Consider the following 14,206-nt stretch of genomic DNA (forward strand, 5'->3'; position numbering starts at 1 on the left):
CCCGCACCAAGTTTTAACCGCGAAGCCCTATCCCTGGCCTGCGGGCGCCTTTGACGGCCTCGCGGAACGCGGAGCAGGATCAGTGAAACCCGCAGCGCTGCAAGGCGACACGGACGATCTCGCCATGACTTTCGCGCCGTCGCGGGAGGTCGCGCGGGCGCGTCCGGGCAACACGCGCATTGCGGCGATCCTCGGCTTCCTGGCCTATCTGGCGCTCACCGGCGCCGTGTGGTGGGGCGCGCTGAAGATCGCGCCCACCACGATCGCCTTCACGGTCCTGGGCCGCACGCTGGACACCAGCTCGGTCCACGAGCACCTCAACAACATCTTCCTGATCTTCATGCTGCTGCCCTCGGCCTTGTGGATCGAGGCCGCGACGGTCGGCTGGAGCGGCAGCTCGGCGCGCCAACTGCTGATCGCCCGCAGCGCTTCGCTAAAGACCGATCTCGCCTGCTTCTTCCTGGGCCAGGCCCATATCCTCGACGTCGCCGGCCGATTGCTGATGCTGGGCGTCTCGATGATCTCCGGGGCGTGGATCCACGACTGGCTGAAGGCCACGACCGGCGTCTCGTTGGGGCCGGCGCCGCTGCCCCTGCTGTTGCAGGTCGTGGTCTATTTCTTCGTCTACACCTTCTTCGACTACTGGACCCATCGCATCGACCACACGCGGTATTTCTGGCCGCTGCACCGCTATCACCATTCGGCGACGGAGTTCGGGGTCATCACCTCGATCCGCCAGCATCCGGCGGCGTTCACGGGCCACTTCATCGTCAACCTGCCCATGGCCATTCTGGGCGCGCCGGCCGACGTGATGCTGTACGTCAACGTGCTGGTGGTCGGGATCGGCTTCCTGATCCACTCCAAGATCGACGCCGACTGGGGTTGGGTCGGGCGCTATGTGATCCAGTCGCCGAACCATCACCGCCTGCACCACAAGCTGGACATGAGCCATCCGACCGGCCATTTCGCCATGGCTCCGATCTGGGACCGGCTGTTCGGCACCTGGTACGGCGATGCGGACGCCTCGATCGCCATCGGTGTCGACACGCCCTACAATCACGGCCTGTTCGTGCCGCGCGACATGGCGCGCGACTACTACCATTTCTGGATCGGCTTCTTCGGCGGCCGCAGCGACGGTCCGCTGTCTGACGTGAAGCTGTTCCGGAAGAAAGAGCCCGTCGAGGGCTAGAGGCCGATGCGCCGCGCGCCTTCGGCGACGGTGACGACATCGAAGCCGGCGTTCATCGCGCCGTCCACCAGCCGCTCCAAGGCGCCGACGGAGCAGCCCCACTGAGACGGGGTTTCCGATACGTCGTGCGTATAGAGGATCAGCCACGCCTTACGGGCGTGCGCACGATCCAGCCAAGTCAGGGCCGTGGCCTCGCCGTCTTCGCCCTCGACGCCGACGGCCGGAGCTTGGTTGAGATCCGCGCCATTGGCGATCAGGCCGTGATGCAACGCCCGTACGGTCTTGAAGCGTCCCGCCAGCAGGGTCTTGGCCGCCGAACCGACATCGCCGTACGGATAGGCGAAGCTGACCGGCTGGCCCGCGCCCCACGACGCCAGGGCCTGGGCGTTGCGGTCGATGTCCGCCAGGGTCGTCTCACGCGACGATTGCCCGCAATCCAGGTGAGAGAAGGTATGGCAGCCGATCTCGTGGCCGGCGGCGTGCAGGCGCGCGGCGTCCTCGCCGGTGGCGAAGCGGCCCATCGGACCGACTCGACCCGTCAGGCCGGCGGCGAAATAGTAGGTGCCGCGCAGCCCACGCGATTCCAGAATCTTGGCGCCGGCCTCGCAGGCCGTGGCGGGGGCGTCGTCGAAGCTGAACGACACCATCGGCCGCTCCAGCTTCACGCGGGCGGGACGGCGATGCGCCAGGCGGATCAGCCGGCGACGCAGCTTGCCCTTCAGCGTGCGGTCGGGCTCGTAGGCGTCGACCTTCTCGTGGGACACTTGCATCAGACGGCCTCGATATAGAGAGAGGCTCGATAGAGCCGCATGGCGAACGCGCGCAGCTTCAGGGGCGCGGCCTCGTTCAGGGCGAAGGATTTCAACATCGGCCGCCAGGTGTCGCGCAGGGGCAGGGGCTTTAGCGCGCTGGCGACCTTGTAGCTGGGATAGGCGCTGACGATGTCGCGATGCATGGCGACGACCCGCGCGAAATTGGCGGCCGACTGCTCGTACTTGGCGGCCATGGCGGGCGCGGTGTCCAGGCCCAGGTGGCTGGCGGAATTGTCGATGTGCAAGATTGGGTGGTCGCGGCCGACTCGCATGGCCCATTCGACGTCTTCCCAGCCCCAGCCGGTGAAGCCTTCGTCGAAACCGATGCCTTCGAAAACGTCGCGACGCACCAGCAGGTTCGAGGTGAAGACGTGCTTTTCCGGCTCCCGGGCTCGAGCCGGGGCGGGCGTGCAGTCGCTCTTCAGCGCCATGGCCCGATGCAGCGCGTGCTCGGGTCGGCGGGGCGTCTGATCCAGGGTGAAGCCGCCAAACGCGATCGGCGTGTTCTCGCCCTCGGCCAGGGCCGCCCAGCGCGACAGGAAGTCGGCGGGATCGGGCAGCATGTCGCTGTCCAGGAACAGGAAATGGCCGGCGCGGGCGTGGCTGGCCAGGCGATTGCGGCCACGGGCGCGGCCCTGGTTGGTCGAGATCTGAACAAAGCGCGCCGGCGTCCGCAGGCGCTCGATCCGGCGGACGATGCGCTCGGCCAACGCGGGCGCGCCGCCGCCGTCGTCCAGCACCACGATCTCGGCATGGGCGGTGGGATCGTCCAGCGCCTTGATCAAGGCTGACGGGTCGTCCTGATAGGTGGGGATCAGCACCGAGAGGCGCGGCTTGGCGTCCGCCCAGGCGGCGTTTTCGACGATGGTCTCGACAACGGGTGAGGTCATGCCGGTCGCGCCTTTCGACGGGCGAGCGTGGAAAGCTTGCCGCGAAGACCGTCTACATCGAGTCCCAGCACGACGCCGCCATAGATGACCGCGCCGACGCCGGCTTTCAGCACCAGTTCCAGGATCCCGCCAGGCGACGGCAGGGTCAGGATCGCCAACGCCATCAGAACGCAGGCGCCGCCGGCCTTCAGCAGCGTGTTCCACGGAATGGGCAGAGGCTGCGCTTGGCGGCCCAGGACCCATGCGGCCAGAACGCCGACGGCGTAGCTGGCGGTGGTGGCCCACAGCGCGCCGTCCAGGCCAAACCTCGGGATCAGCACCAGGTTCAGGATGAGGTTGGCGACGGCCGGGACCGACATGCTGGCGATCAGCATCGGCGTGCGCCGGCCTAGCGTGAAGGCCTGGAGCAGATAATAGGTCGTCACGCCCGACAGCCAGCCGCTGGCGGCGATCCAGGGGGTTACGTGCGCCGCGCCGACATGTAGCGCCTCGCCGACCATCAGTTGGGCCAGGGGCTTGGCGACCAGGGCCAGGCCGACGGCGGCGGGCAGGGTCAGCAGCGTCATCAGCGAAGCCTGCTCCCTGGCCGCGTCCTTGACGGCCGCCGCGCCGCCGCGCTCAAGAGCTGCGATCAGGGCAGGACCGCCGGCCATGCCCAGCCAGATGAAGACGACGTCGAGGATGCGGCTGCCGAGCGAATAGCCTGCGTGATAGACGCCCACCGTGGCCTCGCCCAGATAGGCGGCCAGCAGGAAGCGGTCGGTGCTGGACAGCACCAGCGCCAGAACCAGAGACAGCGACACCGGCACGCCGTAGCTGGCGTAGTCGCGGGCCATGGCCTTGTCGAAACGCCCGCCGCGCCTCCGGGCCAGATCGGCCGGCAGGACGAAGAACAGGCACAGCAGCGAGATGGCGGCCGATCCCAGCAACGGCGCCGCGCCGCCCAGGCCCAGCCAGGCCAGCAGCAGACCCAGCCCGAACGCGCCGACCGTCTGGACGATGTCGAGCAGAGCCGCGCCCGAAACCTCGCCGGCGGCTCGCCGGCGTTCCTGTGACAGCTTGGCCAGGCTCTTGACCAGCACAGCGGCGAAGGCGGCGGCCATGGCGGTCTTCATCGAGGTCGACATCGGAATGAGGACCAGCACCACCGTCGCGATGGCCGGCGCGCCGAGAGCGGCCAGGCTCCACAGCCTGTAGATCGTCGCGAAGTGGTCGGGCAGGCGTCCGTCCTCGACGCGCTTGGCGTGAAAGCGCGCCATGGCCGCTTCGGTCCAGGTCAGCAGCACGGTCTGGGTCAGGCTCGAGACCGCGAAGGCCAACGCGTAGGTTCCGTAGGCCTCGGGCGTCAGGACGCGCGTGAACAGCACGATGGTCAGCAGGCCGACCACGCCCTGGGCTATGTTGACCGGCAGATAACCGATGACGCCGCGCCAGAACATCCCGCGCCTCAGCGCACCGTGGACCGGTCCCCCAGCAGGCAGGGGATCGTCATGAAGATGATGTAGAGGTCCAGCCAGAACGACTGGCGCTCGATATAGTCGACATCCAGGGCGACGCGTTCGCGCACCAGTTCCGGCGTGTCGACCGGACCGCGCGAGCCCTTGATCGCCGCCCAGCCGGTGACGCCCGGCTTCATGCGATGGCGATGGGCGTACTGCGCCACCAGCTTGGCGGACTCCACATCGCCGGTCTTCATGCCCACGGCGTGCGGGCGCGGGCCCACGATCGACATCTCGCCGCGCATTACGTTGAAAAGCTGGGGCAATTCGTCGAGGCTGGTCCGGCGGATGAACTTGCCGACCTTGGTGACCCGGTCGTCATTGGCGCTGATCTGGCGCGCGGCCCGGGCGTCGGCCATCTCGTGGCGCATCGAACGGAACTTCCAGACGAGGATCTCCTCGTTGTTGAAGCCATGGCGACGCTGGCGGAAGAAGATAGGACCAGGACTGTCGAGGCGGACCGCGACGGCGACGATGGCCATGATCGGTGAAGCGACCACCAGGCCCAGTCCGCCGATCACCACATCCTGGGCGCGCTTGATGAAGGCCTTGCGCGCGTCGATCTTGGCGCCCGACAGCTCGGTCAGGGCGGAGTCGGCGATCCGCGACACGGCGGCTTCGCTGTCGTCGTCGCGACCGACGTCGACGAACAGGCTGATCGGATTGGGCAGCACGTCCAGCTTGGCGACCAGCTGGCGCACGCGGCCTTGGGCGGCCGAGCTGACCGCGATCACCACGCGGTCGACATAGGGCATGACCCGGTGGTCGATGAGCGCGGACGTATCGCCCAGCACGGGCACGCCCAGAATGTTCTCGGGCGCGCGATCCAGGCGATCGTCGAAGATGCCGAGCACGTTCACCTCGCCCGTCCGCATGGCCGCCTCGATCAGGTGCTGGGCGTTGGCGGTGGCGCCGACAATGACGATGTTGGGCGTCAGGCGGCCTTGGCTGCGACCGCGCGCCATGATGTGCCACCAGGCCGCGTGAAAGGCCGTCAGTACCGGCGCCAGGGCCATGAAGCCCAGGACCGGAGAAATCCGGTGACCTTCGGAGGGAGACAGGGTCATCATGGCGATGAGCGTCGCGGACGCGCCGCCGCCGAAGGCCGCGAAGACGCGCAGCAACTGGCGGGGCAGGGGCTCCCGGCGCGCGAAGACATAGGCGTCCAGTCCGCGCAGGGCCAACAGCAGCGCTCCGCCGCCGATCGCCAGGGCGAAGGCCGCGGGCAGGTTGGCGAGCGCGCCGACGGCCTCGGACTGGATCAGAAAGATCGAGACGCAGCCGACGATGACGGCCAGAGCGTCCGCGGCCCGAAAGACCCGCGACAGCGCCTGCGTTTCGATTCGTGCGCGGGCCGGCACCAACTGTTCCGGACGGAACGGACCGCGTTGCGACCGATCCTTCAGCCGCCGCGGCGGCTTGATGGCGACCACCGTGACCGCGGGCGCGGGAGACTCCGGTTTCCCCGCCTCAAGGGGGGAAACAGCGGCCTCTGGATCGCGGGTCATGACTGGCGGCATTGGGCTCTGAACCGATAAAACAAGGTTCAACCTAGCGTCGCCGTCTGAGCTTCGCGTTAACGCGCGATTTTCCGCCAACGCGTCATTGTCATGTCGCCGCGAACAGGCTATCCAGCCGCTCCTCTCAGGAGGGAGACGTGGCCGAGAGGCTGAAGGCACCGCTTTGCTAAAGCGGCATACCTCAAAAGGGTATCGAGGGTTCGAATCCCTCCGTCTCCGCCACCACCCCTTTCCAGCAATGTCCACCAGCGTCCGTCCGGGTCGCTTAAGTTCCCTGTTCTACAAGGGAAATCGCGAGATCGTGTTTAGACGCGTCCACCAAGATCCAGCACGGTCGACGCGATGACCGTGGGTAGGGACTGGGGTAGAATGGCCCGGCTCTTTGAGCGTTTGAAACCACTCAGGTGCGTCGACTCGGCAAAGGCCTGCACCCCGATGGCGGCGGCCTTTATCTGCAGGTCACCGGTGAGGCGGGCCGGTCGTGGATTTTTCGCTATTGGGTCGATGGCCGTGAGCGACAAATGGGTCTGGGCGCGACCCACGCCGTGTCGTTAGGCGAAGCCCGCGACGGCACCCACGACGGCACCCGCGAGGCGCGTCGACTGCGTGCCGCAGGCCTTGATCCGATCGAAGAGCGCCGCAAGATCGAGGTCGAGCAAAAGCTCGAACGGTCCAAGAGCGTCACCTTCGACGACGCCGTGGACGCGTTTATCAAGGCCAACAAGGCCGCCTGGGGAAACGAAAAGCACGTCAAGCAGTGGAAGAGCACGCTGACGACCTACGCCACGCCGCGCATCGGCAAGCTGCCGGTCGGTGAGGTGGAAACGCGTCACGTCGTGGCCGTGCTCGAGCCCATCTGGCAGTCCAAGACCGAGACAGCCAGCCGCGTGCGCGGCCGCATCGAGAACGTACTCGACTGGGCCACGGTCTATGGCCACCGCGCGGGCGACAACCCCGCCCGTTTGAAAGGTCATTTGGACAAGATCCTGCCGGCCAAAACCAAGGTGCAGAAGGTTCAGCACCATGCCGCCTTGCCGTTCCCCGAACTTCCTCAGTTCATGAAACGCCTGGCCAAGGTCGAAGGCGTGGCGGCGCGGGCGCTGGAATTTACGATCCTGACGGTCGCGCGCACCAGCGAGGTTCTCGGCGCGGTCTGGAGCGAGATCGACCTGGTCAAGAAGGTCTGGATCATCCCCGCAGAGCGGATGAAGGCCGACCGGGAGCACCGCATTCCGCTGAGCGCGCCGGCGATCGCCATCCTCAAGGCCATGCATGCGCGGTGGCTTGAGGTCGACGCCAGGCGCTGGCGGGGGAGGGGCGCGCCGGAACAGTCGGCCGAACCCGCCGGGCCGGTGTTCTTTGGTCTGCGGGCAGGCAAGGGCTTGAGCAACATGAGCTTGCTCAAGGTCCTCAGGAGTCTAAAACGCAGCGACCTGACGACCCATGGCTTCCGCAGCACCTTCAGCGACTGGGCAGCCGAGACCACTAACTATCCCGGCGAGCTGATCGAGATGGCGCACAAGGTCGCCAACAAGGTCGAAGCCGCCTATCGGCGCGGCGATATGTTCGCCAAGCGTCACGCGCTTATGAACGACTGGGCGAAGGCCGGCGCGCTCGCCGCTTGAGCGCGTCGCCAGCCTCTTCCAGACGATCGAGATAGGCCAGGAGTTCGCTCCGGCGCACCAACGTGCGTGATCCGTCCTTCAACACGCGGATCTCACCGGCGGCCACCAACTCGTAGAAGCGGCTGCGGCTGATCGCCAGGCTTTCGGCGGCTTCCTTCACCCGATAGGCGAGCCGCTCCGTCGTTTGAGGTCGTTCCGGGGCGGTGAGATCGAGGTGTCGCATGCCGCAAGCTCCGGGGTCATGCGATGAGTTTCAGATTTGGCTCCGCGAGGGCAAGGCGTTCGCCGGCGTCATGTACCCCACAGCGCGAAAGACAACGAAACGGCAGGATCGCAAGCGTCCCGCGCGACCAGCCTTGAAAGCGAGCTCCGTAGAACCTCATTGATGTCGCCGGGTGGGCGTCCTCCAGGCGCATAGGTTCGAGCCGACCCCATGTTTCGATAATCGCGTTCATTTTTGCCGATCTTTGCGAGTGCGAACCTTCCTATTAAGGCTATAATTTTCCAAAGGAAATTTCTCAACGACGGGCATTTCTGCCAATCTTTTTGCCGATCTTGTAGTCGGCCTTCGCCGCTAGAGGGTGGGCACCGGCGGATCGACGTATCGAAGCCTGTCTAGCAACACGGAGTCGCCGCGATTGGCCCATTTGGAGAAGATCTCGATGTCGCTCGTTTCGCCTGGCGGATAGGTGAGTCCTAGACCCTCGAACGTCACGTCGGGCAGGCTTCCGTCCGCAGCCTTCCCGATAAGCTCCAGGCTCGATTGACCGGCATAGTGTTCGCGAAAAGCGCAGTACCAAGCAACTTCCTCGACACCCGCCTCTCGGAAGGCGGCCGGTAGGCCCAGCCGCGCGGTCGTGGCAAAGTGCTCGTCATAAAGCCGGGTCAGGCCGTAAAGCCCCGAGCGGGAATAGCTTTCGCCGCGTGCGACCATGTTCACGACCTGCTCGCTCGTCATGCCGGCCCCGAACCGCTCGACCAGGGACAGCAGCGCCGGCACGAATTCGGCGGCGCGCCATAGCCCGGCGTGGGGACCTAGGCCGATCATGTCCTCGACGACCTTGGCTATGGTCCAGCTGCGGCTGGCCGGGTCCACCGCGCCCAGGACGTCCATCACCCCATTGAAGAGCTTTTGATCTCGGTTGGCTCGGGCGACCTCGACGAGCTCCCTTAGCGCCAAGACCGTGGTGGTGTTTTCCTGGCCGCGGGCGATCCGCTGCAACTGACCGCTCAGTCCCGAGGTGAGCGTCTGGGCGGCCGGGACGTGGACCGTGACGGTCTCGGTGACCGGCGCGGTGGCCAACCGGGCCTCGTTGCGCAGCATCCAATCTTGCAGCCAAACCCAGTAGGCGGCGCGCGTCGTCACGTCTGCGGCGACGAGTACGACCGGGATGCGAAACTGCATGGCGTAGTCGAGATAGTCGCGCCCGAGCGACACCGAGATCACCGAGCGAGAAATCGTCCAGTCCTCGCTGCCCTTGACCTGGATCTTGATGAGCTTGCCGGTCAGTTCCTGGCTTTCACCGACAGGCAGGGCCAGTTCGGCTTCCAGATCGACCCCGAAATCACGGTCCTGCCGCCGGCCGAGCCACGCCGGGTGACCATCGATCAGCTCATGGACGAACCCTTCGCCGCGATCACCGATCCGTTGCGGCTTGGATCTGGTCGGCGCCATATCGTTCTCCGTTTCCGGCCCGAACGCTGGAGGGCCATCTGGCGAAGGAACGCGCGCCATGCAAGCGGGCGGTCGGTGGATCGCACCGCGCGGGGCCAAATCGTCTTTCCTCCCTAGCGTGGCAATCCGTCCATGATCGCCGTCAGCGCAAGGACGTTCTGGGCTTCGAGCGCGCTGTGACCGGCGCTCGTCTTAACGAACGACGCCGGCGCGGCACCGACGGCGGCCAGGGCCGACACGAGTCGGGACGCCTGGGTCAGGGGCGCGACCTGGTCGAAACGGCCATGCACGACATGGATAGGAATAGCCGCGATCTCTCCGATGTTGCGAACCACGTAGTCGGGTTCCAGGAAGAGACGGTTGGCGAAGAAGTGCGCTTCGATCTGGGCAAAGCAGAGTGCGAAGTCGGCATGCCCGAACTTGCCCGAGTCAGCCGGCTCGGGGACGAGGTTGGAAATCGCTCCCTCCCAAACCGACCAGGCCAAGGCTGCGCGCAACTGCCGCTCGCGTTCGGTGTCGTCGGCGGGCTTCATGTCGAAGATCGCCTTGTAGGCGGCCATCATATCTCCGCGACCGTCCGGCGGGATGACTTCGACGAACGCCTTCCACTCGTCCGGATAAGCCACGTACGAGCCCGGCTCGGTGACTTCGAAAGGGTTTTCGCCGAACGTCTCGGCGTTACCCTGGTACATGTATCGAAGATCCTCCGCCGCCCCCAGGAAGACGCCACGCAAGATCAGCGTGCGAACCTTTTCGGGGTGCCGGATCGCGTAGGTTAGACCTAGGGTGCTGCCCCAGCTGCCGCCGAAGACGTGCATCGGATCGCCGATATCCAGCGCTTCGCGAAGCTTGTTGATGTCGTCGACAAGGTGGTTGGTGGTGTTGTTGGTCAATGCGACTGCCGGGCCCGCAGAAGTCACGTTCGGCTCGCTCTTGCCACACCCGCGCTGATCGAAGAGCACTACGCGGTAACGCTCCGGATCGAAAAAGCGCGAGAGGATCGGCGCGCAGGCGCCGCCGGGGCCGCCGTGGAGGAAGACCACCGGCTCGCCGTCGCGATTACCATATTCCTCCCAGTAAAGCTTGTGTCCGGCCTCGGCGTCGACGAGCAGCAGCCCCTCGCGGTTCGCTGGCGTCTGCGGGTACTTCCACTCGTCGTGGACCTTGCTGGCTGCTTGCAGTTGAGAGAAGTCCATAAGGTCAGGTCTCCCTCGATGTTAATGCTTCGCGCTGGAAGCCTTGGTGACGAAACTGCCGGCGTCTATTGCGCCGCGGTCAGGGGTTCGAGCGAGCCCAGCGACATCTTGGCCGCTAGCAGCCCGGCCTGTAGGTGACGCAGGATGAAGTTTCGCTCGACCCGATCGGACCATGAAAGCTCGGCCGACTCCGATCCAGTCTCCTGCAAGAAAGCAATCTGCTTGTTCGCGGCCGCGGGGGAGGGGGCCGCCAGATAGTCGGCGACACGCAAATAGAGTTGGGCCGACAACGGGCCATCGCCCATGTCGAACTCGGCCAAATCCTGGCGCACCTGCTCGGCGGCATGGCTCACGGCATCGACCGAGTAAGTCTCCTCGGAAAGATCGTCCATCAAGTGAGCGAAGATCGAGCCGCCCAGGAGGTTGATGGTGGCGTGCGTGCGGACGCGCCCGGCGATGTAGAGATCCTCGGTCTCGAAATCGGCGACTTCGGCCAGGGCCTTGTTCATCTCGATCATCGCTAGGTCGAACTCGTGCTTGACCTTATAGGCGTCGATGAAATCGAGCTTTGATCCCAGCTGCTTGGCTGTCTCGGGATAGGAATTCTCGATCGTCTCGGCGATGGTGGCCGTCAGGATTAGGGCCGCGCGCTCGACACGGTCCCTGGGCGTCGCCAAGCTTCGATCGAAGTTGGCGATGTTCTCGGAGAGAATGTGCCGGGCTTCCTCGACCTCGGCGCGGGAGTTCATCGTCAGGCGTAACGCCAAGGCCTTGCAGTAGTGGGCCTCGCGCGCCCATGCACCGAACCGCTGACGTCCGACGAGCGTGTCGAAGCACAGCTCCGCGCATACCCTCGCCGAGTCCCAGGCGCCGATGCCGAAGTAGATGCTGCTGGCCAGAAGGCGGCAGGCGGTCCTGTAGGAGGGCTCGTTCCAAGTTTGCTCGAGGCGGGCCACGACGCTCTCCAGAACCTCGTCCTGTCCGGCGGGCTCCTCGCGGATGGCCGAGAGCAGCTGTTCAAGGCGGATCAGCGCGCTGGCGTTTCGCGCCCCGGGCACGCGCACCGGGGCCAGATAGTCCACGCCGATGAGTTTGAGCGGCGCCCGGTGCGCCCTGGGCTGATCAGAACGCTTGCGAATACGGTTGCGAGTGCTTGTCAGCCGTCGAAGCGCCAGACCCGCCAGCTCTTCGGCATGCTGTCCGCGGATGCCGGTCAGGGTCGACGAAAGCATCTTGGCCGTGGCGGCCAAGACATCGGGCGCTTGTAGGATGTCCGTGATGCCACGCAGAACCTGCTCGTTCTCGGTCGCATCCATGGTCAGGTACTGGCCGTTGACGACGACCAGTTTCTCGGCGGCCATCGACCACTTCTGGACGTTTTCGACGACGCTCCAGTGGGTGGCATACTTTCCCGCCGTGGTCTCGACCTGATCGAACGGAAACAGCGCCTTCACCGCTTGCTCGACCTCGTTGAAGACCTGCCGGACTTCCTGGAGCTCGGGCGTGTTTTCCAACATCGTTCGGTGCATGGCCGAGAAATTGAGCAGCGGCATGTACACCCGAGGATCTCGCAGGAAGTAGTGGATGCCTTCCCGGTCCAGGCGTCTCTTGTTCTCGCGCAGGGCCGCGTCAATCGTGCTGTCGGCAGATACGAACACGAACCGCACCTGCGGTTCGCTGCCGCCGGCCTCCGGGTTTTCGCGGTAGAGCGCCTGGATCGTCGCGAGAGTCATCGCGTCGTGCTGGATGTTGCGGGTCTTCAGCGCGCGGGCGCTGCGGGGCGGCTCGCCGCGGCGCTGGTCCTGGGCTTGGCGTTTGGCGTCCTGCTTGAAGAGGCGCTTTTGCAGCTCCTGGGTCCAGAACCGGACGTCTTCGCTTCGGATGGCGTCGGAGGCCGCCGCCCAAAGATCAGAATAGCTCACGTCGCGAATGGCGGCCTGGCGATCGAGACTGCCGGCAAAGACCGTGCGCAACCGAACGTCGGCCGACGCCGCCTTGGCGACCGTGATGAAGGTGGCGCCGAGATTGAGGTTTTCGGCGACTTCCAGCAGAGCCTTGGGCGAAGAGCGGTGGTGTTGAAGCTCGGCGAGGGCTTGGGTCAGGCTTCTGCGAATGGGCTGCTGGACGGGCACGGCGCCTTTAGCGCCCTGGGCGTTCTGATCCGAACGGCTGGTTGAAGGACTGCGTCCCCGCGCGGCGATCTCGTCGGCGCGTCCCAAAACCTCGTTCCAGTGGTACTGGCTCATAAAGGCAGGGGCCTCACCCTGTCCGGGCAACTCGCCGCTGAAGAGGTATCTCAGGGTCAAGCGGCTGCTGATCGCCGCGGCGTCGGCGGTAAAGAGCTCCCCCGACCCGAAGGCCCCGCCGAGAAAAGCGCTGTCGCCCCGCAGGTAGGCTTCGACGACGTTGGTGTCGAAGAGATAGACAATCGCGTTGCCGTCGGCGGCGAACGAGCCGTCGTCCCGGTTGGTGGCGATCGCCTCCTTGAGCTGGCGCGAGGCGCGCAGGTAGCTCTTTGCCGACGGTGTGCTCATGTGCCCACCAGCCTTGCGAGGGCCGGGTGGTCGTCGGGCCTCTCGGCCTCGGGAGCCCGCACGAACCCGGTCACGCCGCTGGACTTGCGAGCTTTGGCCTTTTTTCGCAGCGCCTCGGCCGCGCCCTCGTAGGCTGTCCAGTCCTCGTCGTTCTCCAGCTCGGCTCCGATCATCTCTAGGAGCTCGTCGTCGGACTTGCCGGCGGCCAGCGACGCTTCGATTTCTTCGGCGAAGGCCGCGAGCTGACGGTCCACGAGGTCTTGGTCTTTCTCCGTGGTCTCGCCGGCCGCCTTGGCTTCTGCCTGTTCGCGCCGCATGGCGCGCATGCCCAGGACCGCGTAGCTCGGGGTCCAAAAACTTCCGTCACGCTTGAGCCACTGAAAGAACGCCGATTGGGTGGCCGAGCTGGGCCGGGACGCGTCGACGGCCTGGCAAACCGCGGCGACCACCTGATCGACTTGGCGCGTGCGGGCGGGATGGAGTCTGGCCAAGCGGCCCAGATAGAGCCGCGCGTCCGCCGCACTGGCTTTCGAGGGCGCAAGGTGGGCCAGCAACCGCCACAGGTCTTCGTCCAGTTCCAGATCTTCTCCGGTGACCAAAGGGCGTTCCTGCGCGAGAGATCCGACGACGGCCTCGCGGATCCTGAAAGGCACGCTGAGCTTGCCCATGGCACCCTCGACCAGTGCGCCGGCCAGCTGTTCGATCAACCGGTCGCTCGGGAAAAGCCGCAACGGCGCGAAAGCCAGGTGGGCCGTCGGGTAATGGTCGCGCGCCGACCTTAAGCCCGCTTCGAGCCAACTAAGGCATTCCTGGGAGGCAGCCTGGTCGAGCTTTTCTTCGAGCATCAGCAAGTCTTGCAGTTCTCGGAGAGTGGGGGTTCGCACCCCGATGCCGCCCTGTTCGAAGGTGCGCCTGGCCCCTTTGGAAAAGCCGCGAACGATCGAGCGAATGCCCGCTGCGTGACCTTCGGCCATTACGGCGCTCAAGCCTCCGCGCGCCGAGGTGATCTCGTTTTGCACCGCAGCGAGCTCCTCGGTGCTCGCGTGTCTAACGGCCATGGCCGCCAGACGTTCGAATGTGCGCACGGCAAGATCGTCGCCGACGTCGGTATGGAAATCGAAACGCGGCACGACCTCTTCCCTCCAATATCGGAGGCCCGCTAGAGGGGCCCTTTCAGCCAGTGAAAAGAGCGTCGCGAACGTTTCGGTCAGCTCTTCCCAACGCTCCTTGATTCGCGCGTTCGTCTCGTCGGTTCCCGCGCCCATT

Annotated in this window: 11 protein-coding genes and 1 tRNA gene; 3 read left to right on the forward strand and 9 right to left on the reverse strand. The window is 65.6% G+C overall.

The annotated features are described in order from the left end of the window. Positions 1-124: 124 nt before the first annotated feature. Positions 125-1,189: a sterol desaturase family protein gene (locus AC1RUS_RS06115; RefSeq protein WP_492914047.1), complete on the forward strand. Its 1,065-nt coding sequence runs from the start codon at positions 125-127 to the stop codon at positions 1,187-1,189. On the opposite strand, the gene hfsH is transcribed toward AC1RUS_RS06115, so the two are convergent. The 4 genes from hfsH to hfsE are packed head-to-tail and all read right to left on the reverse strand — an operon-like array spanning position 1,186 to position 5,898. Next, on the reverse strand, positions 1,186-1,959 hold the full coding sequence (gene hfsH, locus AC1RUS_RS06120; RefSeq protein ID WP_492914049.1) for an oligosaccharide deacetylase HfsH: 774 nt from the start codon (positions 1,957-1,959) through the stop codon (positions 1,186-1,188). The genes AC1RUS_RS06115 and hfsH overlap by 4 nt on opposite strands. Then, positions 1,959-2,891: a polysaccharide biosynthesis protein HfsG gene (gene hfsG / locus AC1RUS_RS06125; protein WP_492914051.1), complete on the reverse strand. Its 933-nt coding sequence runs from the start codon at positions 2,889-2,891 to the stop codon at positions 1,959-1,961. Before hfsG ends, hfsH begins: the two co-directional genes overlap by 1 nt. Next, positions 2,888-4,330, reverse strand: coding sequence for a polysaccharide biosynthesis protein HfsF (gene hfsF, locus AC1RUS_RS06130; protein WP_492914053.1), 1,443 nt, complete (start codon positions 4,328-4,330; stop codon positions 2,888-2,890). The genes hfsG and hfsF overlap by 4 nt, the downstream gene beginning before the upstream one ends. Positions 4,331-4,338: 8 nt before the next feature. Beyond that, the gene (gene hfsE, locus AC1RUS_RS06135) at positions 4,339-5,898 is read right to left on the reverse strand and encodes a polysaccharide biosynthesis protein HfsE (RefSeq protein WP_492914055.1); all 1,560 of its coding nucleotides are present in this window, start codon (positions 5,896-5,898) and stop codon (positions 4,339-4,341) included. 143 nt (positions 5,899-6,041) lie between these two features. Here hfsE and AC1RUS_RS06140 point away from each other — a divergent pair. Together AC1RUS_RS06140 and AC1RUS_RS06145 are read left to right on the forward strand one after the other, a co-directional pair. Beyond that, positions 6,042-6,132 (forward strand) — tRNA-Ser (locus tag AC1RUS_RS06140). Between the two features lie 182 nt (positions 6,133-6,314). Further along, a complete protein-coding gene (locus tag AC1RUS_RS06145; RefSeq protein ID WP_492914057.1) occupies positions 6,315-7,535 on the forward strand; it encodes a tyrosine-type recombinase/integrase in 1,221 nt (406 codons plus the stop codon). Here the strand turns inward: AC1RUS_RS06145 and AC1RUS_RS06150 are convergent. The 5 genes from AC1RUS_RS06150 to AC1RUS_RS06170 form a co-directional block, all read right to left on the reverse strand. Then, the gene (locus tag AC1RUS_RS06150; RefSeq protein ID WP_492914059.1) at positions 7,495-7,758 is read right to left on the reverse strand and encodes a helix-turn-helix domain-containing protein; all 264 of its coding nucleotides are present in this window, start codon (positions 7,756-7,758) and stop codon (positions 7,495-7,497) included. The genes AC1RUS_RS06145 and AC1RUS_RS06150 overlap by 41 nt on opposite strands. A 351-nt stretch (positions 7,759-8,109) precedes the next feature. Continuing rightward, positions 8,110-9,210: a DUF4365 domain-containing protein gene (locus AC1RUS_RS06155; RefSeq protein WP_492914061.1), complete on the reverse strand. Its 1,101-nt coding sequence runs from the start codon at positions 9,208-9,210 to the stop codon at positions 8,110-8,112. Between the two features lie 113 nt (positions 9,211-9,323). Further along, positions 9,324-10,406, reverse strand: coding sequence for a prolyl aminopeptidase (gene pip, locus AC1RUS_RS06160; RefSeq protein WP_492914063.1), 1,083 nt, complete (start codon positions 10,404-10,406; stop codon positions 9,324-9,326). A gap of 65 nt (positions 10,407-10,471) precedes the next feature. Beyond that, positions 10,472-12,940 carry a hypothetical protein gene (locus AC1RUS_RS06165; RefSeq protein WP_492914065.1) on the reverse strand — a complete coding sequence of 823 codons (2,469 nt, stop codon included), beginning with the start codon at positions 12,938-12,940 and terminating at the stop codon, positions 10,472-10,474. After that, complete coding sequence (locus AC1RUS_RS06170) at positions 12,937-14,205, reverse strand: hypothetical protein (protein ID WP_492914067.1); 1,269 nt, start codon at positions 14,203-14,205, stop codon at positions 12,937-12,939. The genes AC1RUS_RS06165 and AC1RUS_RS06170 overlap by 4 nt, the downstream gene beginning before the upstream one ends. Between the last annotated feature and the right edge of the window lies 1 nt (position 14,206).

The sequence above is a fragment of the Caulobacter sp. GW821-FHT10F06 genome (genome assembly GCF_058809215.1).